This is a genomic window from Imhoffiella purpurea, from assembly GCF_000585215.1.
GTDB classification, from domain to species: Bacteria; Pseudomonadota; Gammaproteobacteria; order Chromatiales; family Chromatiaceae; genus Imhoffiella; species Imhoffiella purpurea.
In genome coordinates, this window is sequence record NZ_AONC01000002.1 from 47306 (window position 1) to 70274 (window position 22969).

General features: G+C 62.5%; 19 protein-coding genes. 9 read left to right on the forward strand and 10 right to left on the reverse strand.

Features of this window, described 5'->3' with window-relative positions:
- Positions 1 to 392 precede the first annotated feature (392 nt).
- From D779_RS00630 to D779_RS00670, 9 genes are all read left to right on the forward strand, one after another.
- Entirely contained in the window at positions 393 to 1466 is a 1074-nt protein-coding gene (locus D779_RS00630; protein ID WP_043747905.1) for a pilus assembly protein PilM, read from the forward strand.
- A complete protein-coding gene (locus tag D779_RS00635) occupies positions 1467 to 2039 on the forward strand; it encodes a PilN domain-containing protein (protein ID WP_043747908.1) in 573 nt (190 codons plus the stop codon).
- 62 nt (positions 2040 to 2101) lie between these two features.
- Complete coding sequence (locus D779_RS00640) at positions 2102 to 2719, forward strand: type IV pilus inner membrane component PilO (RefSeq protein ID WP_043747911.1); 618 nt, start codon at positions 2102 to 2104, stop codon at positions 2717 to 2719.
- Positions 2716 to 3246: a pilus assembly protein PilP gene (locus D779_RS00645; protein WP_052347631.1), complete on the forward strand. Its 531-nt coding sequence runs from the start codon at positions 2716 to 2718 to the stop codon at positions 3244 to 3246. The genes D779_RS00640 and D779_RS00645 overlap by 4 nt, the downstream gene beginning before the upstream one ends.
- 20 nt (positions 3247 to 3266) lie before the next feature.
- Complete coding sequence (pilQ, locus tag D779_RS00650; protein WP_052347633.1) at positions 3267 to 5594, forward strand: type IV pilus secretin PilQ; 2328 nt, start codon at positions 3267 to 3269, stop codon at positions 5592 to 5594.
- A 132-nt stretch (positions 5595 to 5726) separates the two neighbouring features.
- The gene (gene aroK, locus D779_RS00655; protein ID WP_043747914.1) at positions 5727 to 6251 is read left to right on the forward strand and encodes a shikimate kinase AroK; all 525 of its coding nucleotides are present in this window, start codon (positions 5727 to 5729) and stop codon (positions 6249 to 6251) included.
- Between the two features lie 10 nt (positions 6252 to 6261).
- Positions 6262 to 7347 carry a 3-dehydroquinate synthase gene (aroB, locus tag D779_RS00660; RefSeq protein ID WP_043747917.1) on the forward strand — a complete coding sequence of 362 codons (1086 nt, stop codon included), beginning with the start codon at positions 6262 to 6264 and terminating at the stop codon, positions 7345 to 7347.
- 437 nt (positions 7348 to 7784) lie between these two features.
- Positions 7785 to 12440 carry a glutamate synthase large subunit gene (gene gltB / locus D779_RS00665; RefSeq protein WP_043747919.1) on the forward strand — a complete coding sequence of 1552 codons (4656 nt, stop codon included), beginning with the start codon at positions 7785 to 7787 and terminating at the stop codon, positions 12438 to 12440.
- Positions 12433 to 13899, forward strand: coding sequence for a glutamate synthase subunit beta (locus D779_RS00670; RefSeq protein WP_043747922.1), 1467 nt, complete (start codon positions 12433 to 12435; stop codon positions 13897 to 13899). The genes gltB and D779_RS00670 overlap by 8 nt, the downstream gene beginning before the upstream one ends.
- Before the next feature lie 96 nt (positions 13900 to 13995).
- Here the strand turns inward: D779_RS00670 and gspD are convergent, their stop codons facing one another.
- The 10 genes from gspD to D779_RS00720 form a co-directional block, all read right to left on the reverse strand.
- Positions 13996 to 16230, reverse strand: coding sequence for a type II secretion system secretin GspD (gspD, locus tag D779_RS00675; protein WP_043747925.1), 2235 nt, complete (start codon positions 16228 to 16230; stop codon positions 13996 to 13998).
- A 41-nt stretch (positions 16231 to 16271) separates the two neighbouring features.
- Positions 16272 to 16883 (reverse strand): hypothetical protein, encoded by a 612-nt coding sequence (locus D779_RS00680; RefSeq protein ID WP_043747928.1) that lies wholly within the window; start codon positions 16881 to 16883, stop codon positions 16272 to 16274.
- Positions 16880 to 17485, reverse strand: coding sequence for a type II secretion system protein GspM (gene gspM, locus D779_RS00685; protein WP_232424031.1), 606 nt, complete (start codon positions 17483 to 17485; stop codon positions 16880 to 16882). Before gspM ends, D779_RS00680 begins: the two co-directional genes overlap by 4 nt.
- A 5-nt stretch (positions 17486 to 17490) precedes the next feature.
- The gene (locus D779_RS00690; protein ID WP_043747932.1) at positions 17491 to 18591 is read right to left on the reverse strand and encodes a PilN domain-containing protein; all 1101 of its coding nucleotides are present in this window, start codon (positions 18589 to 18591) and stop codon (positions 17491 to 17493) included.
- 137 nt (positions 18592 to 18728) lie between these two features.
- Positions 18729 to 19658 carry a type II secretion system minor pseudopilin gene (locus D779_RS00695; RefSeq protein WP_052347635.1) on the reverse strand — a complete coding sequence of 310 codons (930 nt, stop codon included), beginning with the start codon at positions 19656 to 19658 and terminating at the stop codon, positions 18729 to 18731.
- On the reverse strand, positions 19655 to 20359 hold the full coding sequence (locus D779_RS00700; protein ID WP_043747935.1) for a prepilin-type N-terminal cleavage/methylation domain-containing protein: 705 nt from the start codon (positions 20357 to 20359) through the stop codon (positions 19655 to 19657). The genes D779_RS00695 and D779_RS00700 overlap by 4 nt, the downstream gene beginning before the upstream one ends.
- 1 nt (position 20360) lies before the next feature.
- Positions 20361 to 20753: a type IV pilus modification PilV family protein gene (locus D779_RS00705; protein WP_043747938.1), complete on the reverse strand. Its 393-nt coding sequence runs from the start codon at positions 20751 to 20753 to the stop codon at positions 20361 to 20363.
- The gene (locus tag D779_RS00710) at positions 20750 to 21202 is read right to left on the reverse strand and encodes a GspH/FimT family pseudopilin (RefSeq protein WP_043747941.1); all 453 of its coding nucleotides are present in this window, start codon (positions 21200 to 21202) and stop codon (positions 20750 to 20752) included. Before D779_RS00710 ends, D779_RS00705 begins: the two co-directional genes overlap by 4 nt.
- Positions 21203 to 21223: 21 nt before the next feature.
- The gene (gspG, locus tag D779_RS00715; protein ID WP_043747944.1) at positions 21224 to 21652 is read right to left on the reverse strand and encodes a type II secretion system major pseudopilin GspG; all 429 of its coding nucleotides are present in this window, start codon (positions 21650 to 21652) and stop codon (positions 21224 to 21226) included.
- Between the two features lie 82 nt (positions 21653 to 21734).
- On the reverse strand, positions 21735 to 22943 hold the full coding sequence (locus tag D779_RS00720; RefSeq protein WP_043747947.1) for a type II secretion system F family protein: 1209 nt from the start codon (positions 22941 to 22943) through the stop codon (positions 21735 to 21737).
- Between the last annotated feature and the right edge of the window lie 26 nt (positions 22944 to 22969).

The following is a 22969-nucleotide window of genomic DNA, read 5'->3' on the forward strand; positions in this document are numbered from 1 at the left end:
CCATGCTCTAGGGCTCGGTCCGAGTCAGAGTCCGGCCCATTCGGACTCGAATCGGCCTTGGTTCCAAGGTATTTGAGTCACATTCTCCCTGACCTGCATCACTGGCACCCACCCGAGTCGATGTGGCTATAATGGCCCGAGGCTATCTGATGAAGCAGCCTTGCGCTGAAGGGCGCTCCTCATCGAAGATGAGGTTCGATACGGGATCCTCTCGGATCTTCATGGCCGGGTCGGTGCGCGCTCGAGCTATCTCGTGCCGACTGCATTCGCCTCTGCCAGAAGGAATATGCGCGTTTGGCGGGGGCGCAACGGATCCGATTTGTTATCTTTAGGAGCCGGCATGGAAATTCAGGTCACTCACTCGGCGACGGATATCACCCAGCGAGATCACTATGTTTGGCCTCACTCAGCGCAATAAACCGGTCCTGGGAATCGACATCAGCTCCACCGCGATCAAGCTGATCGAGCTGTCCCGGACGTCGAGCTCGTCGGCAAGCCATTATCGCGTCGAGCATTATGCGATCGAGCCGCTGGTCCCGAACGCCGTTTCGGAGAAGAAGATCACCGATCCGGACGCCGTCGGTCAGAGTATCCGCAAGGCGCTCGGCAAGGCCAAGACGAAGACGAAGCGCGCGGCCGTCGCCGTTGCCGGCTCCTCCGTCATCACCAAGATGGTGACCATGCCCGGCGATCTGAACGACGAGGAGATGGAGGGCCAGATCCAGCTCGAGGCGGATCAGTACATTCCATTCCCCCTCGAGGAGGTCAACCTGGACTTCGACGTGGTCGGTCCCAACCCGAACGCGCCCGATATGGTCGATGTGCTGATCGCGGCCTCGCGTCAAGAGAACGTCGACGATCGCGTCAGTGCACTGGAGCTCGCAGGTCTCACCGCGACGGTCGTCGATGTCGAGGCCTATGCGATGGAGAACGCCTGCTCCCTGCTGTTGCGCTCCAAGTCCGATGACTTGGTCGACAAGACCATCGCCATCGCCGACGTGGGGGCTGCCACCACCACGCTCTATGTATTGAGCAAGGGGCAGATCATCTACACGCGCGAGCAGAATTTCGGGGGACAGCAGCTGCGGGACGAAGTGCAGCGTCGCTATGGCCTGTCGCGCGAGCAGGCATCGCAGCGGGTGCTCGATGGCGATGTCGCCGAAAATTACGAGACGGAGATCCTGCTCCCCTTCAAGGAAGCGCTGGCGCAGCAGATCGGTCGCGCCCTGCAGTTCTTCTATTCCGGCACCACCTACAATCGGGTCGATCGGGTCCTGCTGGCGGGCGGTCCGGCCAGCATCCCCAAGATCGACATTCTGATCGAGGACCGGTTGAAGGTTCCGACCACGATCGCCAATCCCTTCGGTCAGATGTCCTTGTCACCCAGCATCAAATCCCAGGAACTCATGCGAGAGGCGCCCGGAATGATGGTCGCGGTCGGCCTCGCACTCCGAGGATTCGACTAAATGGCGCGCATCAATCTACTCCCATGGCGCGAGGCCGCGCGCCAACAGAGACGCAAGGATTTCCTCACGGCCCTGGGTGCGGCTCTCCTGGCCACCTTCGGCGTCGTGGTGCTGGTTCACATGTACTACGAGTCGATGATCGGCTATCAGCAGCAGCGGAATCAGTATCTCAACGTCGAGATATCCGCCCTGAATCGGCGTATCGCCGAGATCACAACACTGCAGAAAACCAAGCAGGATCTGATTTCGCGCATGGAGATCATCCAGCGGCTGCAGAAGAGCCGTCCGGAGATCGTGCGGCTGTTCGACGAGATGGTCACCGCCATGCCCGAGGGCGTCTATCTGACCAGTGTCCAGCAAAGCGGTCGTTCAGTGGTCGTCGAGGGACGGGCGCAATCCAACGCCCGCGTTTCGGCCTTCATGCATAAGATCGACAAGTCGCAGTGGATCAGCAATCCGCGACTCCTGCTGATCGAAAACAAGGACAAGACGGGAACGGGCCTCAGTCATTTTCGTCTTTCGTTCGATCAAACCATTCCCGCCGAGGACGCGAAATCGGATAAGAAGGCCTAGCTCCCTCACGCATCGTTGCGGCGATTGGACAGGGTCAAGGTTCAACCTCAAGGGATCTGGTCATGGATCTTAACGAACTCAACGAGCTCGACCTGAGTACATACGGCGAATGGCCGCTTCCCGTCAAGGTCATTGCAATACTCCTCGCTTGCGCCGCGCTTGGCGGCTTGGCCTATTACATGGACACCAAGGATCAGCGGATGACGCTCGAACGCGAGCAGCGCACCGAGGTCGATCTGCGACGTTCGCTCGTGTCCAAGCAGGAAAAGGCCGTCAATCTCAATGCCTACAAGAACCAGCTCGCCGAGATGAAGGAGACCTTCGGTGCCATGCTCCGGCAACTGCCGAACAAGACGGAGGTTGCATCGCTGCTGGTCGACGTCTCCCAGACCGGGTTGGCCAATGGTCTCGAGTTCGAGCTCTTTCAGCCGGATGACGAGCTGAAGAAGGATTTCTATGCGGAGCTTCCGATTCGAATCCGCGTGCTTGGCACCTACCATGATTTCGGGCGATTCGTGAGTGGTCTCGCCGCCTTGCCTCGAATCGTCACCGTGCATGACGTTCAGATCCTCGATCCGTCCAAATCTCCGAGAAACCAGCGTGGTCAGATGGATACGAAGTTGAACCTGCAAGCCACCCTGAAAACCTATCGTTATCTCGACGAGGAGACGGCTCAATGAAACGCCGTCAGCGTACGAACCTGGCGCTATGGGTGTTTCCCAGCCTGCTTCTGAGCGGATGCGTCAGCAAGGATATGAGCGACCTCGATGCCTTTGTCGCCGAGGTGAAGTCGAGACCTCCCGGGCCGATCGAGCCCCTGCCCGAGATCGAGCCGGTCGACGTCTTCGTTTACGAGCCGGGGGATCGCCGAGACCCCTTCACCCCGGATGCGCAGACCGAGCCGACCCAACAGGTGGTCATCGACAATGGCCTGGCTCCGGATCCGAGGAGACGCAAGGAGGAGCTCGAGAATCACCCACTGGATTCGCTCAGAATGGTCGGCACCCTCGACCTGGAGGGAATCCGCTGGGCCCTCATTCGCACCAAGGACGGAATCGTCCATCGGGTCAAGGCCGGCAATTATCTTGGCCTGAACAACGGACAGATCACGAGCATCGGTGACGACCAGATCCAATTGACTGAAATTGTGTCCGATGCGCCTGGCCAATGGCGCGAACGCCCGGCCACGATTGCGCTGACCCAATAATCAGTGGAGGGAAGACGGCGATGAAGAGCGCATTTCAACAATGGCTTCAGCTGGGGTTGCGTTCCCTGCCTCTCGAACGTCTGCGCAGGATCGCGCCCGGCATTGGGTTCCTGGCGCTCGCAACGGCGCTGACGTCTTCGGCCGAGGCCGCGGATCTGCAGAAGGTCGATTTCGCGGCACTGCCAGGCAACCGGGTCGAGGTCGACCTTACCCTCTCCGAGCCCATCGCCTCTCCTCAAACCTTTGCGACCGAGTCTCCGGCGCGCATTGCATTGGACCTGCCGGGGGTCGCGAGCAGGCTCGACACCAAGTCCGTTCCGATCGGAGTCGGGGCCGTTCATAGCCTGGTGGCCGTCGAGGGAAGCGACAGAACGCGGGTAGTGCTGAATCTCACCGATCCGGTGGCCTATGAGGTCACTACATCCGGAAACCGCGTCATCATCAAGCTGGATCAGCAGGGTTCGCTCGCCCGTGTTCCGCCTGCCCCCGCGCAAGCATCCGAGCCGGCATCCTCGACCACGCCCCAGAGATATGAGGCCCAACAGACACCTCCCGCCTGGAGCTACTCCTCCAGGTCGGCGCGTACGACGGCATCCAGCCCTCCGGTCAAGGATATCGATTTTCGGCGTGGCTCCAGCGGGGAAGGCCGTATCATCATCCGGCTGCCGAGCGCCGACACCCGAGTCGCGGTGCGCGAGCAGGCATCGCGCGTCTACGTGGATCTCTATGACACCTCGTTGCCGCAGCGACTCTTCCGTCGGCTGGACGTCGTGGACTTCGCCACACCGGTCATGGCGGTCGAATCCAGACCGACTGGACGCAACGTCGAGATCGAAGTCCAGACAGAGGGCGATTTCGACTACATGGCCTATCAGACCGACGAGATCTTCACCCTGGATTTTCGGCCGCTGACCCCTGCCGAAAAGGAGGAGCTCGCGCGCCAGAAGGTCGTCTACGAGGGCGATCGTCTCTCGCTCAATTTTCAGGATATCGAGGTGCGCGCGGTGCTACAGGTGCTCGCGGACTTCACCGATCTCAATCTGGTCGCCAGCGACAGCGTTCAGGGCAACATCACGCTGCGTTTGAAGAACGTGCCCTGGGACCAGGCGCTCGATATCATTCTCAAGACCAAGGGGCTCGACATGCGCCGCAACGGCAATGTCATCATGGTCGCCCCGACTCAGGAACTCGCGGCCCAGGAGCGGCTCGAACTGGAGTCCGAGAAAAGCTTCGAGGAGCTTGCGCCCCTGCGCACGGAGTTCATCCAGATCAACTATGCGAAGGCATCGGAACTCGCACAGTTCATCCGAGGCGGTTCAAGCTCCTCAGGGCGTTCCGCGTCCAAGACATCTCGGGGCACGGGCCTTCCCTCTGCGGCCAGTATCGACAAGGAGTCCATCCTCTCCGATCGTGGCAGCGTCAGCTTCGACGAGCGGACCAACACCCTGGTCGTCATGGATACCCTGGCCAAGCTCGAGGGGATCCGCAGCATCGTTTCCAAGCTGGACGTTCCCGTCAGGCAGGTCATGATCGAGTCGCGCGTGGTGATCGCGAACAACGATTTCGCGCGCAACCTGGGCGTCCGATTCGGCGTTTCCGGCTCCATGGGGTCGTCGGACGGACACCAGCTGCTCATCGGCGGCGGTCAGGACGGAAACCTGGCGCTTTCGGGTTTCGATTCGGGTCCGTTCGGACTCAATACCGAGACGGGCACGGCCTATAATTCGACACTGCGCGATGACGATGGAAATACGACCCTCATCACCAATCTGCCCGCTGCCGGGGCCTCCGGATCCATCAATTTCCTGATGGGCAAGGTCGGCTCATATCTGCTCCAGCTGGAGCTCTCAGCGATGCAGCGCGAGGGTCGAGGCGAGATCATATCCAGCCCACGCGTCATCACCTCGGACCAGCATCAGGCCACCATCAAGGTCGGATCGGAGATCCCTTATCAGGAGTCCTCGCAGAATTCCGCGACCAACACCGTCTCCTTCAAGGAAGCGGTGCTCAAATTGGACGTGATACCGCATATCACTCCCGACGACCGCATCATGATGGACCTCAAGGTCAACAAAGATGCCCCTGACTTTTCGAATGTCCTGAACGATGTACCCCCGATCGATACCCGCGCCATCGAAACGAACGTCCTGGTCGACAATGGAGAAACCGTCGTTCTCGGGGGGGTCTACGAGCGGGAGAAGACCTTCAACAAGGAGCAGGTCCCCTGGCTGGGCGACATTCCGCTACTCGGCCGCCTGTTCAAGAACGAGAGCCGCAAGGAAAACAATTCCGAACTCCTGATCTTCGTCACCCCGAAGATTCTCGAGACGGATATCGTACAGCGTTGACGTCTTGAGCAAGATTGGAGCCCGTACGAGAGGTTCGGTTCATTCCGCGGTCGCTCATTCTTTTCGTCCACGATGCGCGGCTCACGGGCCGCGCCCTTGCTTGCATGCCGAAAATCTGGCATACCTTCCGCTATGATGCGTGCACAGAATATTTTTATCATCGGCCCCATGGGGGCCGGCAAAAGCACTGTCGGCCGGCAATTGGCCGAAACGCTGTCCTACACCTTCAAGGACAGCGATCAGGAGATTCAGCGACGGACCGGCGTCGATATTCCGACCATCTTCGAATTCGAAGGGGAGGCGGGCTTCCGCAGCCGCGAGCGACAGGTCATCGAGGAACTGGTCGCGGAGGAGCGGATCGTGCTTGCCACGGGAGGCGGCGCTATACTGAGTCCGGAAAATCGTCAGGATCTATCCGCGCGGGGCGTCGTCATCTACCTGCATTGCAGTCCCGAACAGCAATACGCCAGAACGGCGCGCGATCGCAATCGACCTCTGCTCGAGACACAGGATCCGCTCGAGCGACTGCGCGGTATCATGGAGGAACGGGAACCGCTCTATCGACAGGTTGCCGATATGGTGGTGTCGACCGAGAAGCGCGGAACCAGTTCGGTCGTGAAGGAAATCTGTCGACGACTCGAATCCGAAGAGATCTGAAGCCTTCATTATGTCGCAAACACTGAACGTCGATCTGGGGTTGCGCAGCTACCCGATTCATATCGGAAGCGGATTGCTCGCCGATCCGGAGTCTTATCGTCCGCACGTTCGGGGCGACAGGATCATGATCGTCACCAACGAGACGGTCGCTCCTCTCTATCTGGATCCCCTGGAGCAAGCTCTGAGCGACTATCGGGTCTCTCGGGTGGTGCTTCCGGACGGCGAACAGTACAAGACGATGGAGGTCTGGAACCGAATCTTCGACGCCCTGTTGCAGGAACGTTTCGGACGGGACTGCACGCTCGTCGCGCTCGGCGGAGGAGTGATCGGAGACATGGCCGGATTCGCGGCCGCCTGCTATCAGCGTGGCGTACCCTTCATCCAGGTCCCGACGACGCTGCTTGCCCAGGTCGACTCCTCCGTTGGCGGCAAGACCGGCATCAATCATCCGGCCGGCAAGAACATGATCGGCGCCTTCCATCAGCCGCTGGCGGTGATCGCCGACACGGATACGCTCGAAACCCTACCTCAGAAGGAGCTGTCGGCCGGTCTGGCAGAGGTCCTGAAATACGGTTTCATCCGCGATGCCGCCTTTCTCGCCTGGCTGGAATCCCATATGGCCGAGCTCCTGTCTCGAGATCCCAATGCCTTGTCTCATGCGATCAAGCGCTCGTGCGAGATCAAGGCCCTGATCGTCGCCGAAGACGAACTCGAGGCCGGCCAGCGCGCCCTGCTCAATCTGGGGCACACCTTCGGTCATGCGATCGAGGCCGGGGCCGGCTACGGGGCCTGGCTGCATGGCGAGGCGGTCGCGGTCGGAACCTGCATGGCGGCCAATCTCTCGCAGCGTCTCGGCTGGCTCGAGGACAAGGACGTGGAACGCCTGCGTCGGCTCATCTCCTGTGCCGGACTGCCGACCGAACCGCCGGCGGATCTTTCGCCGGACCAGATGCTCGAACTCATGGCGGTCGACAAAAAGGTCCTCGACGGCAAGATGCGCTTCGTCCTGCTGAAGGAATTGGGAGAGGCCATCGTCACGGACGAAGTGGATCGCGACACCCTCTATGCCACTCTGGCCGATCGGCGTTCCTTGTGATAGTCGGCCGCGCGATCCTGTAGCAGATCGCACCATCAGGGTGCGAATTCCGAACGGATTCGGTGCCCGTCCCGCCCCAGAACCGCTTCGATGCCCTTGTTTTCTCTGGCACGACCAATGCAAAGGCGATATGATTGGGGGTTCGCGATTTCAACCCGGTCTGGTTACCTCGTGACGCGTCGCCTCGAGCGACGATCTCCCGCCGGACTTCCGCGCTGGACGACCGGATCGCTGAAGTCTGATCACACTGGATATCGCAACGCCGAGTACGGCCCGCCCGCCGTCGGACGGGATCTATCCGGTATCAAGGATCACAGGATGTTGGCTTCCGTCCAGGATCGAGTCCGCTCGGTCTTCCACGGCCTTCGAAAGGAAGGCCCAGACGAAGGATGCCATACAGTCGGAATTACTTACCTTAGGTATCAACGAGGTCAGCGATGAGCCTTCGTGCCCTACCACCCGCACAGGGTCTCTATGACCCAGCCAATGAGCGTGACGCCTGTGGCGTCGGCTTCGTCTGTCACATCAAGAACAAGAAAAGCCACGCGATCGTCCAGCAAGGGCTCGAAATCCTCGAACGCCTGACCCACCGGGGTGCCGTCGGCGCCGATCCCAAGGCTGGAGACGGTGCCGGCATCCTGGTTCAGATCCCGGACGCCTTCTTCCGCGCGGTCGTGGATTTCGATCTGCCGCCGGTCGGCTCCTATGGCATCGGCATGGTCTTTCTGCCGCGCGACGAGCAGGATCGCAACAGCATGCAGGAAACGGTCGAGCGCCGCCTTGTCGAGGGCGGTCAGACCGTGCTGGGGTGGCGCGATGTCCCCGTCGACAACAGCGATCTCGGCGTCAGCGTGCTCCCGACCGAGCCCGTGGTCCGGCAGGTCTTCGTCGCCCGCGGTGACAACTGCTCGGACCAGGACAGCTTCGAGCGTCGGCTGTTCGTGATCCGCAAGCGCATGGACAACGAGATCCGTAGCGCCGGATACGACAAGACGGCCTACTACGTCGCCTCCATGTCCTCGCGTACCCTCAACTACAAGGGCATGCTGCTGGCCGACCAGGTCGGCAAGTACTACCTGGACCTGAGCGACGAACGCTTCGACTCGGCCCTGGCCCTGGTCCATCAGCGCTTCTCGACCAACACCTTCCCGACCTGGGACCTGGCACAGCCGTTCCGCATGATCTGTCACAACGGCGAGATCAACACGATGCGCGGCAATGTCAACTGGATGGCGGCGCGCCGTCATACCATGCGCTCCGACATCCTCGGCGAGGACCTGGATTCGATCTGGCCCCTGATCCCCGAGGGTCAGTCCGACTCGGCCTGTTTCGACAATGCGCTCGAACTGCTGGTCATGGGCGGCTACTCCCTGGCCCATGCCATGATGCTGCTGATCCCGGAGGCCTGGTCCGGCAACAAGCAGATGGACAGCGACCGCCGCGCCTTCTACGAATACCATGCCGCACTTATGGAGCCCTGGGATGGGCCGGCCGCCGTCGCCTTCACCGACGGCCGTCAGATCGGCGCGACCCTGGACCGCAACGGTCTGCGTCCGGCGCGCTATCTGGTCACCAACGACGACATGGTGATCATGGGCTCGGAGATGGGCGTGCTCGACATCGCCGAGGAGCGCATCGTCAAGAAATGGCGTCTGCAGCCCGGCAAGATGTTCCTGATCGATCTGGAGCAGGGCCGCATCATCGACGACGCCGAGATCAAGGCCGAGCTCGCCTCGGCGCAGCCCTATCGCGAATGGCTGACCAAGACCCAGATCCATCTCGATGAGCTGCCGACCAACGTCGCCCCCATGGCGCCGGACGACGACACCCTGCTCGATGCCCAGCAGGCATTCGGCTACACCCAGGAGGACCTCAAATTCCTGCTCACCCCCATGGTGATGACGGGACAGGAGGCCATCGGCTCCATGGGCGCGGACAATCCGCCCTCGGTGCTCTCCAGCCGGGCCAAGCATCTCTCGACCTACTTCAAGCAGAACTTCGCCCAGGTCACCAATCCGCCGATCGACCCGATCCGCGAAGAGCTGGTCATGTCGCTGGTCTCGCTCATCGGACCGCGGCCCAATCTGCTGGGTCTGAACGAGGCCGGCAAGCACTGGCGCCTGGAGGTGAACCAGCCGGTCCTCACCAATCAGGATCTGGAGCGGGTACGCCATATCGAGGACAGCTCGGGCGGCGCCTTCCGCACCAAGAACCTGCACATGGTCTACCCCTCGGCCGAGGGTGCCGAAGGCATGGCGGGCGCCCTCGACAGGCTCTGCAAGGAGGCCGAAGAAGCGGTTCTGGCCGGATACAACATCCTCATCCTGTCCGACCGCAACACCAATCTGGACTACATCCCGATTCCGGCCCTGCTGGCAACCTCGGCGGTGCATCACCACCTGATTCGCCGCGGTCTGCGCACCAGCTCGGGTCTGGTCGTAGAGACCGGCGCCGCGCTCGAGGTGCATCATTTCGCCACCCTGGCCGGATACGGCGCCGAGGCCATCAATCCCTATCTGGCCTTCGACACCATCCAGTCGATGCTGCCCCGCCTGCCCGAGAATCTGACCTTCGAGGAGGCGCAGAAGCGCTACATCAAGGCGGTCGGCAAGGGGCTGCTCAAGGTCATGTCCAAGATGGGCATCTCGACCTTCCAGTCCTATTGCGGCGCCCAGATCTTCGACGCAGTCGGTCTCAACGGCGATTTCCTGTCTAGATACTTCACCGGCACCCAGTCCAAGGTCGAGGGGATCGGTCTGGCCGAGGTCGCTCAGGAGGCCGTGCGCTGGCATTCGCAGGGCTACGGCAACGAGCAGATCTATCGCAAGCATCTGGACGTCGGCGGCGACTACGCCTTCCGGATCCGTGGCGAGGATCATATCTGGACCCCGGAGACCATCGCCAAGCTGCAGCACGCGACCCGCTCCAACAACTGGAGCACCTATCAGGAATATTCGCGCATCATCAACGAGCAGAACGAGCACCTGCTGACCTTCCGCGGTCTGCTGGACTTCAAGTTCGCCAGCAAGCCCGTACCCCTGGACGAGGTCGAGCCGGCGAAGGAGATCGTCAAGCGCTTCGCGACCGGCGCCATGTCGTTCGGCTCGATCAGCTACGAGGCGCACTCGACCCTGGCCAAGGCGATGAACGCCATCGGCGGCAAGTCCAACACGGGCGAGGGCGGCGAGGAGCCGGAGCGCTTCAATCCGCTCGCGGACGGCTCCCGGAACCCCGAGCGCTCGGCGATCAAGCAGGTCGCCTCGGGCCGCTTCGGCGTCACCACCGAGTATCTAGTCAACGCCGACGACATCCAGATCAAGATCGCCCAGGGCGCCAAGCCCGGCGAGGGCGGTCAGCTGCCCGGCCACAAGGTCAACGTGCAGATCGCGCGGGTGCGTCACTCGACCCCGGGCGTCGGGCTCATCTCGCCGCCGCCGCACCATGACATCTATTCGATCGAGGACCTGGCCCAGCTCATCCACGATCTCAAGAACGTCAATCCCAAGGCGCGCATCTCGGTCAAGCTGGTCTCCGAGATCGGCGTGGGCACGGTCGCGGCGGGCGTCTCCAAGGCGCATGCGGATCACGTCACCATCTCGGGATACGACGGCGGTACCGGCGCCAGCCCCCTGACCTCGATCAAGCATGCCGGCTCGCCCTGGGAGATCGGTCTCGCCGAGACCCATCAGACCCTGGTGCTCAACCGTCTGCGCGGCCGGATCGCCGTCCAGGCCGACGGCGGCATGCGCACCGGCCGCGACGTGGTGGTCGCCGCCCTGCTCGGCGCCGACGAGATCGGTTTCGCGACCGCTCCGCTGATCGTCGAAGGCTGTCTCATGATGCGCAAGTGCCATCTGAACACCTGTCCGGTCGGCGTCGCGACCCAGGATCCCGAGCTGCGCAAGCGCTTCACCGGCAAGCCCGAGCACGTCATCAACTACTTCTTCTTCGTCGCCGAAGAGGTGCGTCAGCTGATGTCGCAACTGGGCTTCCGCACCTTCGACGAGATGGTCGGTCAGTCCGATCGTCTGGAGATGCGCCGCGCGATCGCGCACTGGAAGGCGCACGGCCTGGATCTCGGCGGTCTGGTCGCCAAGCCCAAGGTCGGTCCCGAGGTGGCGCTGCGCAATTGCGAGGGTCAGGACCACGGTATCGACAAGGCGCTCGATCACGAACTCATCCGTCAGGCTCAGCCCGCGCTCGAGCGTGGCGAGTCGGTTCGGATCGAGACCCCGATCAAGAACTTCAACCGCACCTTCGGCACCCTGCTCTCGGGACGCGTGGCGGAGCGTTACGGTCATGCCGGCCTGCCCGACGACACGATTCACATCAAGGCCAAGGGCACCGCGGGTCAATCGCTCGCCGCCTGGCTGGCGCGCGGCGTCACCCTCGAACTCGAGGGCGAGGGCAACGACTATGTCGGCAAGGGTCTCTCGGGCGGACGCGTCATCATCTATCCGCCGGCCGAATCCGCCATCGGCAATGCCGAGGAGAACATCATCGTCGGCAACACCGTGCTCTACGGTGCCATCGGCGGCGAATGCTTCTTCCGCGGCGTGGCCGGCGAACGCTTCTGCGTGCGCAACTCGGGCGCCACGGCGGTGGTCGAAGGCGTCGGCGATCATGGCTGCGAGTACATGACCGGCGGCATTACGGTCGTCCTGGGTCCCACCGGACGCAACTTCGCCGCCGGCATGTCGGGCGGCGTCGCCTACGTCCTGGACGAGGCCGGCGATTTCGCCGATCGCTGCAACCTGGCCATGGTCGAGCTGGAACCGATCGCCGAAGAGGACGACGTGCTCGAGGCGCTCGACCATCAGGGCGGCGATCTGGAGACCCATGGCCGCGTCGACGTGAGCCGCGACATGACCCGTCACGATGCCAAGCGTCTCAGGTCGCTGATCGAAAAGCACCTGCACTACACCAATTCAGCGGTCGCTCGCCGAATCCTCGACGACTGGTCCAGCTATCTGGCCAAGTTCGTCAAGGTGATGCCGGTGGACTACCGGCGCGCCCTGCAGGACATGCAACAGAATCAGAGCCGACCGCCCAAGCCGAACAAGCCGCTGAAGGGGATCGTCGACCATGGGTAAGCCAACCGGTTTCATGGAATACGCACGTCGCGACCGGCGCTATGCGCCGGCGGCCGACCGCGTGGTTCATTACAAGGAGTTCGTGATCTCGCTCAGCGAGTCCGAGCTCAGCGAGCAGGGCGCCCGTTGCATGGACTGCGGGATTCCCTTCTGTCATCAGGGGTGTCCGGTCAACAACATCATTCCGGATTGGAACGATCTGGTGTACCGAGGCGACTGGCAGGCGGCGATCGAGGTCCTGCACTCGACCAACAACTTCCCCGAGTTCACGGGACGCATCTGCCCCGCGCCCTGCGAGGCATCCTGCACCCTGAACCTGAACGACAACCCGGTCACCATCAAGACCATCGAGTGCGCGATCGTCGATCGCGGCTGGGAAGAGGGCTGGATCAAGCCTCAGGTGCCCGAGCGCCGTACCGGCAAGCGGGTCGCCGTGGTGGGTTCGGGTCCGGCCGGCATGGCCGCGGCCCAGCAGCTGGCCCGTGCAGGCCATCAGGTCTCCCTGTACGAGAAGGCCGACCGCATCGGCGGTCTGCTGCGCTACGGGATTCCCGACTTCAAGCTCGACAAGTCCCTCATCGACCGCCGCATGGCGCAGATGCGCACCGAGGGCGTGGAGTTCCACACCAACGCCCATATCGGCGTCGACATCCCGATCGGCAAGCTGCGCGAGTCCTACGACGCGGTCGTTCTGGCCGGCGGCTCTGAGAAGCCGCGCGATCTGCCGGTGCCCGGACGCGAGCTCGAGGGTGTCCATTTCGCAATGGACTTCCTTTCGCGCAACAGCAAGCGGGTCCAGGGATCCTTCGTCCAGGACGCCGACTTCATCAGCGCCCAGGGCAAGCACGTGCTGGTCATCGGCGGCGGCGACACCGGCTCCGACTGTATCGGTACCTCCAATCGGCACGGCGCCAAGTCCGTAACCCAGGTCGAGATCCTGGATCGTCCTCCGGAGAAGGAGGACAAGAATCTCACCTGGCCCAACTGGCCGAACAAGATGCGCACATCGAGCTCCCAGGAAGAGGGCTGCGAGCGTATCTGGAACTTCGCCACCAAGGAATTCGTCGGCGATGACGAAGGCCATGTGACCGCCGTCCGTTACGCCAAGGTCGAGTGGAGCAAGGATGCCGAGGGTCGCTGGCAGATGAAGGAGATTCCGGGCAGCGAGGGCGAGATGAAGGCCGATCTGGTCCTGCTCGCCATGGGCTTCGTGCATCCCGTGCACACGGGCATGATCCAGCAGCTTCAGGAAGAGGCCGGTCTCGAGCTCGACCCCAGAGGCAACGTCAAGGGTGTCACCGAGGGTGACGAGGCCTATCACACCTCGGTCGAGGGCATCTTCTGCGCCGGCGACATGCGCCGCGGCCAGTCCCTCGTCGTCTGGGCGATCCGCGAGGGGCGTCAATGCGCTCGCGCGGTCGATCAATGGCTGATGGGTCAGACGGATCTGCCGAGATAGCCGATTGCTCGGAAAGACGAAAAAGGCGGCCATCGGGCCGCCTTTTTTGTGTCCGAACGATTGGCCTCCAGCGCGATCATCGCGCTGGTAGCTGCCTCAGAACTTGAAGTCGAGCCCCTTGACCTTCCGGCGAAAGTCCTCGGTCACGGCCTCCAAGTCCTGATCGCTCGAGATGACCTTGGGTGTGAGCACCACGATCAGCTCGGTGCGTCCGGCCGACTTGGTACTCTCGCCAAACAGTACGCCGGCGAATGGCAGCTTGTAGAGCCCGGGGATTCCGGCCTTGCCCTGCTCGCGCTGATCCTTGATCAAGCCTCCCAGAACGACCGCCTGATTCGAGCGCACCGCAACCGAGCTATTGATGCTACGGGTTTGGAAGGTCGGTGAATCCAGTGTCGAGCTGGTCGTTTTGGCAACGTTGCTCACCTCCTGCTCAATCTCCATCTGAACCAGACCGCCGGGCGTCACGCGCGGCTTCACCGAGAGCATCACGCCTGTTTTCTTGTATTCGATGGTATTGAGAACACGGCTGTTGTCGGTCGTGGTGCTCTGCTGTTCGGAGGTCGCGATTGGAACCTCCTCGCCAACCTGAATCTTGGCCGTTTGGTTATCCATGACCATGACAGAGGGCGAGGATAGGACATTGACGAGGCTCTCGCTCGCCAATGCGCTCAATGTCGCCTTGATGGTGTTGGGATCCGAGACCAGTGCCCAGTTGAATCCCGGAAAGGATGTGGAGATCCCCGATTTGGTCGAGTCATCGAGCGAGCCATCCAGGGAGGCATAGCTCTTCCCCTCAGAGGCCGGACCGAAGAGTTCCCACTGAACGCCATATTGCAGGCCACCACTGAGGGTGATCTCGACGATGGTCGCCTCGACGAGGACCTGCAATGGAACGATATCCAGCTGCTTCAAGGCATCCAGGATCTTCTTGTAGTCACGCGGCGATCCCCGGACCAACAAGGAATTGTTCACACCGTCCGCGACGATGCTGACCTGCGAGCTCATCTGGACCTCGTGCGAGGTGGAGGATCGCTGCGTCCCTCCGGAGAATCCGGTAGAGGTGTTAGATGTGGTGCTACCACTGCTCCCAAAGGTGCTGTCGGTCGCCATGACCGCATTGGCCTTGGAGCCGATGCTGGAGCTGCCGAGGCCGGGGGCCACGCTGCCGACGGAACGGTTGGTCGAGCCGCCGCTGTCTCCGCCGAACAGCTGGGATAGGATTTCGGCGAGCTTCTCCGCATCGCCATGCTTCACCCGATAGACGAACAGACGCTCGGCCGCGTCGCCGCTCGCCTCGGCCATGTCGAGCCGCTCGATCCAGTTGCGCGCCTGCTGGATGTAGCGCTCCTGAGGCGATACCACCAGCAATGCGTTGGCGCTTTCGATCGGTACGAATCGGAACAGGCCCTTCAGCGGATTGCCGCCCTCGTCGGCGAGGAGGCTCTTGAGCTGGTCCTGCACCTCGTTGGCCTTGGCGAACTCCAGCACGAAGAATCCGACCGAGAGACCGGACATCCAGTCGACGTCGAAGACCCGGATGGTATCCAGCAGATTGCCCATCTCGGAGCTGGTTCCGGCGATCACCAGCAGATTGCGCAGATTGTCGACCCGGATGACGCTCCCCTCGGGAGCCAAAGGCTGGAGGATATTGCTCATCTCCTCGGCACCGATGTAGCGCAAGGGGATGACCTGAACGCTGTAGCCGTTCGGCAGCGCGCGCGAGGATTCGCCGAGCTGCGGCACCACCTTGCCTTGCATGGCGTTCGCGATCGGAACCACCTCGTAGGTCCCGTCGTGATAGACGATGGCTGCATTGTTCATGCGCAGCAGGGTTTCCAGGGTCGGAATCAGGTCTTCGCGACGCAATGGGCGTCCGGTCTGCAGGGAGACCACGCCCTGCACCGAGGGATGAAGGACATAATTCACCTTCAGCAGATCCCCGAGCACCACCTTGACCACCTCGCGGATATCGGTGCCGTCGAAGTTGAGCGTGACGTCTCCAGGCGTCGTATCCACGCTCGGAGGGTTGACCTTGCGCACGAAGGATCCGGTACCCCGCTGCAGCGAATCCACGGCCTTGAGCCCCTTGCCGCCCTGGTCTCCCAGGGCGATCGTCGTCGCGTCCGTCCCGCCACGCTGCTTCATCTCCTCCAGACGCTTCAGCTGATCGCCGTCGACGATATGGCCCTCGGGTTTACCGACCCTGAGAGTCGGATCCCAGTCTTTCTGCTCGCACGCGGAGAGACACGGGAGGAGGACGAGCAGCACGATGACTGTCAGCCAGTTTCCAAGCGGAAGGGGGCGATGGGTATGCAGGTCGGAATACATGGTGACTCGATTGGAGCGGTGCGTGAACGACGACCGATGGATCATTTCCGAGAGGGCATGTCCGGGCGCTTCCTCGCCCTGATTGGACGCGGACGCTGCTTGGCAGGAACGGTGGTGGTCGAAGAGGGCGGTGTCTTGGAATAGTCGCGCAATATTAGCGCATGCCGCTCACCCTGTCGCTCCAGCAGTACCCGATCCTCCTGGATCTCGCGAACCGACCAGCCGGCATAGTCATCGCCGATCCGTAGACGCTGAAGCTTGGGCTGCGCCGGATCCTTGATCCAGGCCGATGTGAGCGACGGCGTGATGAGCACGGCGGTCAGGTCGAGATTACCGAGCTCCAGGCTCATATCCGGCCCGGAAGGGGCCTCCGACTCCGGATCGTCCGGGGGAAGCGGACGGCGATCGGGACGGAACAAGGGTCGCTCCATGACGATCGCATAGTGTTCCTTGTCGTCCAGGTAGCTCAATCGATCGATCAGCGACGGATCCGTGCTCGTCGAGGAGTCCGGAGCCGCGACAGGAACCCGGGACTCGCCTTCGCTGGGCTCAGATGCCGGCGGAGGCCAGGATCGCCATTGCAGGACCAGAATCCCCAACAGCAGGAATAGGAAGGCACCGGGGATGGAGATACCAGGAATCGACTTGATCAAGATTCGCTCCCCAGGGTAAATCCGAAGATATCCAGTCTCACCGTCAGCTCGTCGCGGTTCATGGGCGGCCTACGCACCGGAAGTCTCGCGTTGTTTTGGTTCACCACGATGGGACGCGCCGAGGAGCGGATCGACATGCGTTCGATGAAGAGAAAGGGCCTGGCCTGTTCGATCTGATAGAGAATCGTCAGCAAGGCATCCGTCGATCCCTGGATCTGGGTGCGCACGCTGATGCGTGCCGGCGAGCTCGCCTGGTCCTGCTGGTTCAGCAGCTGAGTGCTGACGAGACGCCCCTGGGCCGTGTTGACGATGTCCTGGACCAGAGACTGGAGCTGGGCTCCAGCGAGCGACTTGGTCGGGGCATTGAAATAGAATGCCTTGTAGCTGTCGTTGTTGCGGACCTTCTGAAGTTCGGATTCCAGCGCGGGACGGGACTGGAGGATGCGCCGATAGCGGACCAGCTGGTCTTGCGTGCCGGAGATCCGCTCGTTCAGATCGGCGTTGCCATCGGCCCATGGCAGAAGGATTCCGCCAAGCATGCCCAGCAGCACGGCGACACCGCTCAGCCAGACGATCAGGCAAAAGGTCTTGGGCTTCGACACGGCCCTCACGGCCCCTCCCTTCGGTTGAAGCTGAAAGAGATGTAGAAGCGTTCCTTGCCCGTCCGAGCGATCTGGGTGACGGGGGACTTGAAGGACACGTCATCGATGCCCGGCGTCTGTTCCAGGAGTGCGATCAAGGCGGTCGCCTGCCCCGACTCGCCACGCAGGTCGACCTGACCATCATTGAACTCGAGATTCTGGATCCAGGTATCGTCCGGCAGACGATCGGTGAGCTCGCGCAGGAGCTCGAGAATGGGCGGCTGATCGACCTTGCGCTGCAACACGGCGGTGCTTCCCTCGCGGGCGCGCTCCAATTCCTGGCGCAGTTCGTCCACCGCGACCGCCTGGCTGCGCGCACGCTTGAGCTCGGTCTCCAGGTCTTCGAGGACACGCGATTTCTGCCAGATCGGGGTCGCCATGGCCACCGCGGTCGAGAGGATGACCAGGATCCAGAGGACCATACCGAGACCGATATGCAATCTTCGCCTGCGCGGTCGCTGATCGGGTGGAAGCAGATTGGCCCGTGGCCAGGACCCGACCCAATGGATTCTGTCGACGGCGGCGCCGAGATCCGAGAAGCGCTGGATCCAAGGTTCGAGGATATCACGTCTGCAAATGGCCAATTCCAGCGACAATTTCTCGCTGTGCCTGGCGTTGCCTTGCGAGACGAAATCGAACATCACCTCGTCGGCCCGGAAGGGCGAGAGGCGATCCAATTCGTATCGGATCACCTGAGCCAGATTGGTCTTGACCTGCGAGGGGAAGGACACCGGCCGCAGGAGGACGGCCGATTTCGGCAGCACCAGTTCGATGGTGGAGGACTGTTCCTTGGCCAATTCGTAGAAGGAGGACGGCAGCCCCACGGGACCCTCGAGTGCGATATCGCCCAGATAGTCCCGTTGGTGACCGATGAGCTGGCTCACCCGCGCCATGTCGCCGGCCAGTTCCAAGACCAGGCGCCGATGTCTGCGCGCCAGGGCGTCCCGTGCCGCCACGGGCAGACAGCCGAACAAGCGCTCGCCGAGCACCTCCGAGGAGCCGAGCGGAATGGGCGCCGAGCGGGAGAGCCCGCCAACGAGCTGGTTCAGACGATCTGTGAAGGCCATCTCTAAGGTTGCATTCCAGTGGCCGGCCGTTGACCGGAGTTGATCCTGACGCGATTCAGTCTGAACGAAAAGGTGCAAAAAGAAGGATATCGAGCAGATCGGCGTCCAGTGTAAATCCGAGATCCAGCCGAAACCAGCTAGCCCTGGTCCGAAGGGGCCGCATTCGGCTGCCGACGATCCAGTCCGTAGCGTCGCCAATGTACGTAATAGGGAGGCTTCTGTCCGGGAGTCAGCTCGAACAGCGCCTCCATGGTCCGACCGGGCCGCCCTGCCGAGTTTTCCTCGATACGCACCCGATACAGCGGGCCGCCTCGATTGCGGGTCTTGGGGGCCTCGGCCCCCGGCACCGTCGGCAGGTCGCGCTTCTCGACCTCCTCGATCGCCTCTTCGAGCGAGAGGTCTCGCAGGGTTGCAAGCACCTCGGGCGCGGCGAAATCCTCATCGACCGAGCCACCGCTCGTATAGACGGTCACCAGCGGAGCTAGCCTGCGGTAGATCTCGCCGGTCATCCCCATGACCTGATGCAGTTCCTCCACCGAGTCGAAGAATGCGTCCTTGGCTCCGAGCGAGCGACCCTCGGCCATGTAGTCGTCGTCCTCGGCCCCATCGAGCTGAACCAGATCGTCCTCGTCGCGCCAGTCGGCGATGGCCGCGGCGATCGCATCCCCTTCTTCCGCCCCGACGCCGAGCAACCCCAGCAAGGTGCGCAGCTCATCCGGCTGGGCCTGATTCAGGTTGATTCGGGACGACTCGTTCGAAACCCGAATGATCAGGTTCTCGCCAGCAAAACTCCACATCCGAGGGACGTCGTTGGGCAGCCAGACGGTGGGGGATTCCTGCTCCCCGTCGGTTTCGGAATCCTGTGGCTCCGACATGAAGGACAAGGCCGTATAGGCGATGGCGGCATCGGCCAGCGCGTGGAAGCGGGCCGTGGAGATGGCATTGTCGGTCAGGGAGGTCTCGGTTCTCTGGGTCGCGGTCATGCCCAGGGCCATGACGGTCAGCAGGGTCAGTACCCACATGACGAGGACCAGTGCAATGCCGGATTGACGGGCGACCCCGGTCATCGGCGCACCGGCAGATCGACGAAGAGGTCCGGCCAGGTCTGGGTCTGGGACCATAGACGAATGCGGATCACGAACGGCCATTGAGTCTGCTTCATCCATTCCTCGTGCCATTGCGGTTCGCTGTCGCCATCGGCGAGTCCGTAATAGGCGATATCCAGAACCTTCACCTGTTCGAGCAGCAGCGTCCGGCCGAAGGCCCCGCCGCCGGCGTCCATGTCCGTTTCGAAGCCGGCGAGCGACATGCCGCGCTCTCTCTCCAACGGCTCCCAGGGCGGATAATCGTCGCCGCCCGCCAGGACCTCCGGATGGAACAGCCAGCGCGTGAGCACCAGGCTGGGCCGTTCCCGGTCGTCCTCGAGCGCGAGACGCAGCACATAGATTCCTGGAATGCCGACACGGTCGGACAGTGGAGCCGCGAATTCGATATGTCTCGAATCGCCGTTGAAGAGCAGGATCTGCTCGCCGTCGAAGGTGGTCGACAGGGTTCGCATCTGGCTCAGGCTGGTTCTCAGAAAGCCATGTGCCAGACGCAGATCCCCGGTTCGCAGCGCGGCGGCGTCCACCGCCTCCCAGGCGCGCGATCCGAGCCTCAGACCGGAAAAGAGCAGCAGGGTGATGAGACCGATGATGGCGAGCGCGATCAGCAGTTCGACCAGGGTGAAGCCCTGGTTCGGCGAACGATGAACGGCGATGGAGCGCATCTCAGAGTTTCTCGCCGAGCCTGAGGGTCGAGAGCGTCAGATGACGCGTGCGGCCCGCATCGTCCCAGATCACGGTCGCATTGACCCGATAGGGAGTCGCCGGCGGCTCGAAGAATGCCTCCTCGTTGAATTCGACCCGCACGATGGTGACCTCCCAGTCGAATCCGTCCTCCGATCGGTCCGAGACCGCACCCTCGAGGAGCGGAATATCCACGTCCACGTCGTTCAGGAGCGATTCGGCGAGCGAGGCCGCCTGAACGTACTGCGATGTGGTCGCCGCAGTCAGGGTCGCGCGCGAGAAGATCTGCAGCAGGACCCCCAGCGAAATCGCCAGAATGGCGAAGGCGACCAAGACCTCCAACAGTGAGAAGCCCCGTTGCCTGGACCCGGTCATGGCTCTTCCCAGGGCGTGAGCTGTATCCGCCCGGTCAGCCAGGTGACCCCGACCTGATAGCCGTGGTTCCCGTTCAGGATCAGGATCCGGCCGCCGGTCGAGCTGCCGTCCGGGAAGAAGCGGATCCTGCCCCGCTGGTCGTCGATCATCTCGCTGCTGGCGGCCTCGAGCCGGAGTGAGAGCCCCTTGGGCAGGACGAGGCTGCGATAACCGGGCAGATCGAGCCGATGGTGCTCCAGATCGACGGTCAAAGCCGCGTCCGCGCCCTGACGTATGGCCGATTCTCTGGCCATACGCAAGGTCGACGCGGTGCGGCGCGCGGCCGACTTCATCTCGAGGCCGGGCAGGGCCGCCGAGAAGAGCGACGGGGTCGCGGCCATCACCAGTGCCGCGATGACCATCACGACCAGCAGTTCGACGAGGGTGAAGCCTCGACCGGAAGCGCGCACCTCAGTGCATCCCCGGAACCGTCACTCCCAGCTGGCGATGTCGGCGTTCTCGCCCTCGCCGCCCTCGCGGTTGTCGGCGCCGAGCGACCAGAGATCGAAACTGCCGTGCTCGCCCGGGAAACGGTACTGATACTCGAAGCCCCAGGGATCCTTGGGAACCTCGCCCTTTTTCAGATAGGGACCGTTCCAGTTGCTCTGGTTGCCTGGGTTCTCGACCAGCGCCTTGAGGCCCTCCGACTCGGTGGGGTAACGGCCGAGCTCCAGACGGTAGAGATCCAGCGTCGACGACAGATCCTCGATCTGCAGCTTGGCGGTCTTGGATTTCGACGAGCCGAGGAACTTCATGACCTGAGGACCGACCAGACCGGCCAGCAGACCCAGGATGGCCAGTACCACGAGCAGTTCGACCAGGGTGAAACCCTTGCTGCGACGAGCGTTGTTTGTGCGCATCTTGTTGCCTCGATATCCGTTGATTGCGGGCCGGCATTGTAGGTTGCCGGCGATTGGCGGCCAAGTGAGGGTCTGATCCGACTCAGAAGACCAGGTCGTTCGCCCCGAGGATGGCCATGAGGATGGAAATGATGATGCCGGCGACGATGACGCCGAGACCGATGATCAGCACAGGTTCCAGCAGGGTGAGCATGCTCTGGACGCTGGTTCGGGTCTCGCGGTCGTAGATGGAGGCTACCTTGGCCAGCATGGCGTCCAGACTGCCCGATTCTTCGCCGACGCGGATCATCTGCAACGCCAGATCGGGAAGCGCCTCCAGACGGGCGAGCGGCGATGCGAGTCCTCGGCCGTGCTTGAGATCGTCCGCGGCCTCGTTCAAGAGTCCGGAGAGTTTGCGGTTGGAGACGACCTCTTTGGCAAGCGTCAGTGCATTCAGCAGTGGAAGTCCATTCTTCAGCAGTGTCGAAAGGGTATGGCACAGCCGCGCCGTCTCCATCTTCCAGACGAGATCGCCGAACATGGGCAGTGTCAGCACCCTGGCGTCGACACGGTCGCGCACGCGCGGATTCTGCAGCCAGCGCTCGATGAGCACGGCGACCAGCGCGACCATGCACAGCATGGCCCACCAGTAGTTGCGGAACAGATCGCCGGCCGCCACCACGATCTGGGTCGGCAGCGGCAGCGCCTCGCCCATGTCGTCGAAGAGTACGGTGAACTGGGGCACCACGAACACCAGCAGCATGATCACCGAGAGCCCGGAGACGAACAGTAGGATCGAAGGATAGACCAGCGCCGAGGTCACCGTCTGGCGCAATTCGGCGACCCGTTCCAGATAGTCGGCGAGACGGTCCAGCACCTGATCCAGCGCGCCGCTCGCCTCCCCGGCCCGCACCATGTTGACGTAGAGCCGGGGAAACTGACCGTCCTGCGCCTCCAGCGCGCTGGAGAAGGTGGCGCCGCCGCGAACCCGTTCCTGCAGATCGCTCAGAACGCGGACGATGTGCTGTTCCTGGGTCAGATCGACCAGGATCTGGAGCGAGCGGTCGAGCGTCATCCCCGCCTCGAGCAGGGTCGCCAGCTCGCGCGTGAGGATGCCGGTCTCCTTCTGGCTCAGCCGGCGGCGGCGGGTACGCCCGAAACGCGACATCAGACTGCGGGTCGTCCGCGTCTCGATCGGAATCAGACCCTCGCCCTGGAGTCGGCGGATCAGGGTCGCCTCGTCGACCGACTCGAGTTCGCCCTCCACGGCCTCGCCGTCCGGCTTCACCGCCTTATAGAAGAATTTCGGCATCCCGAATCCCTATCGATGGTGGATCT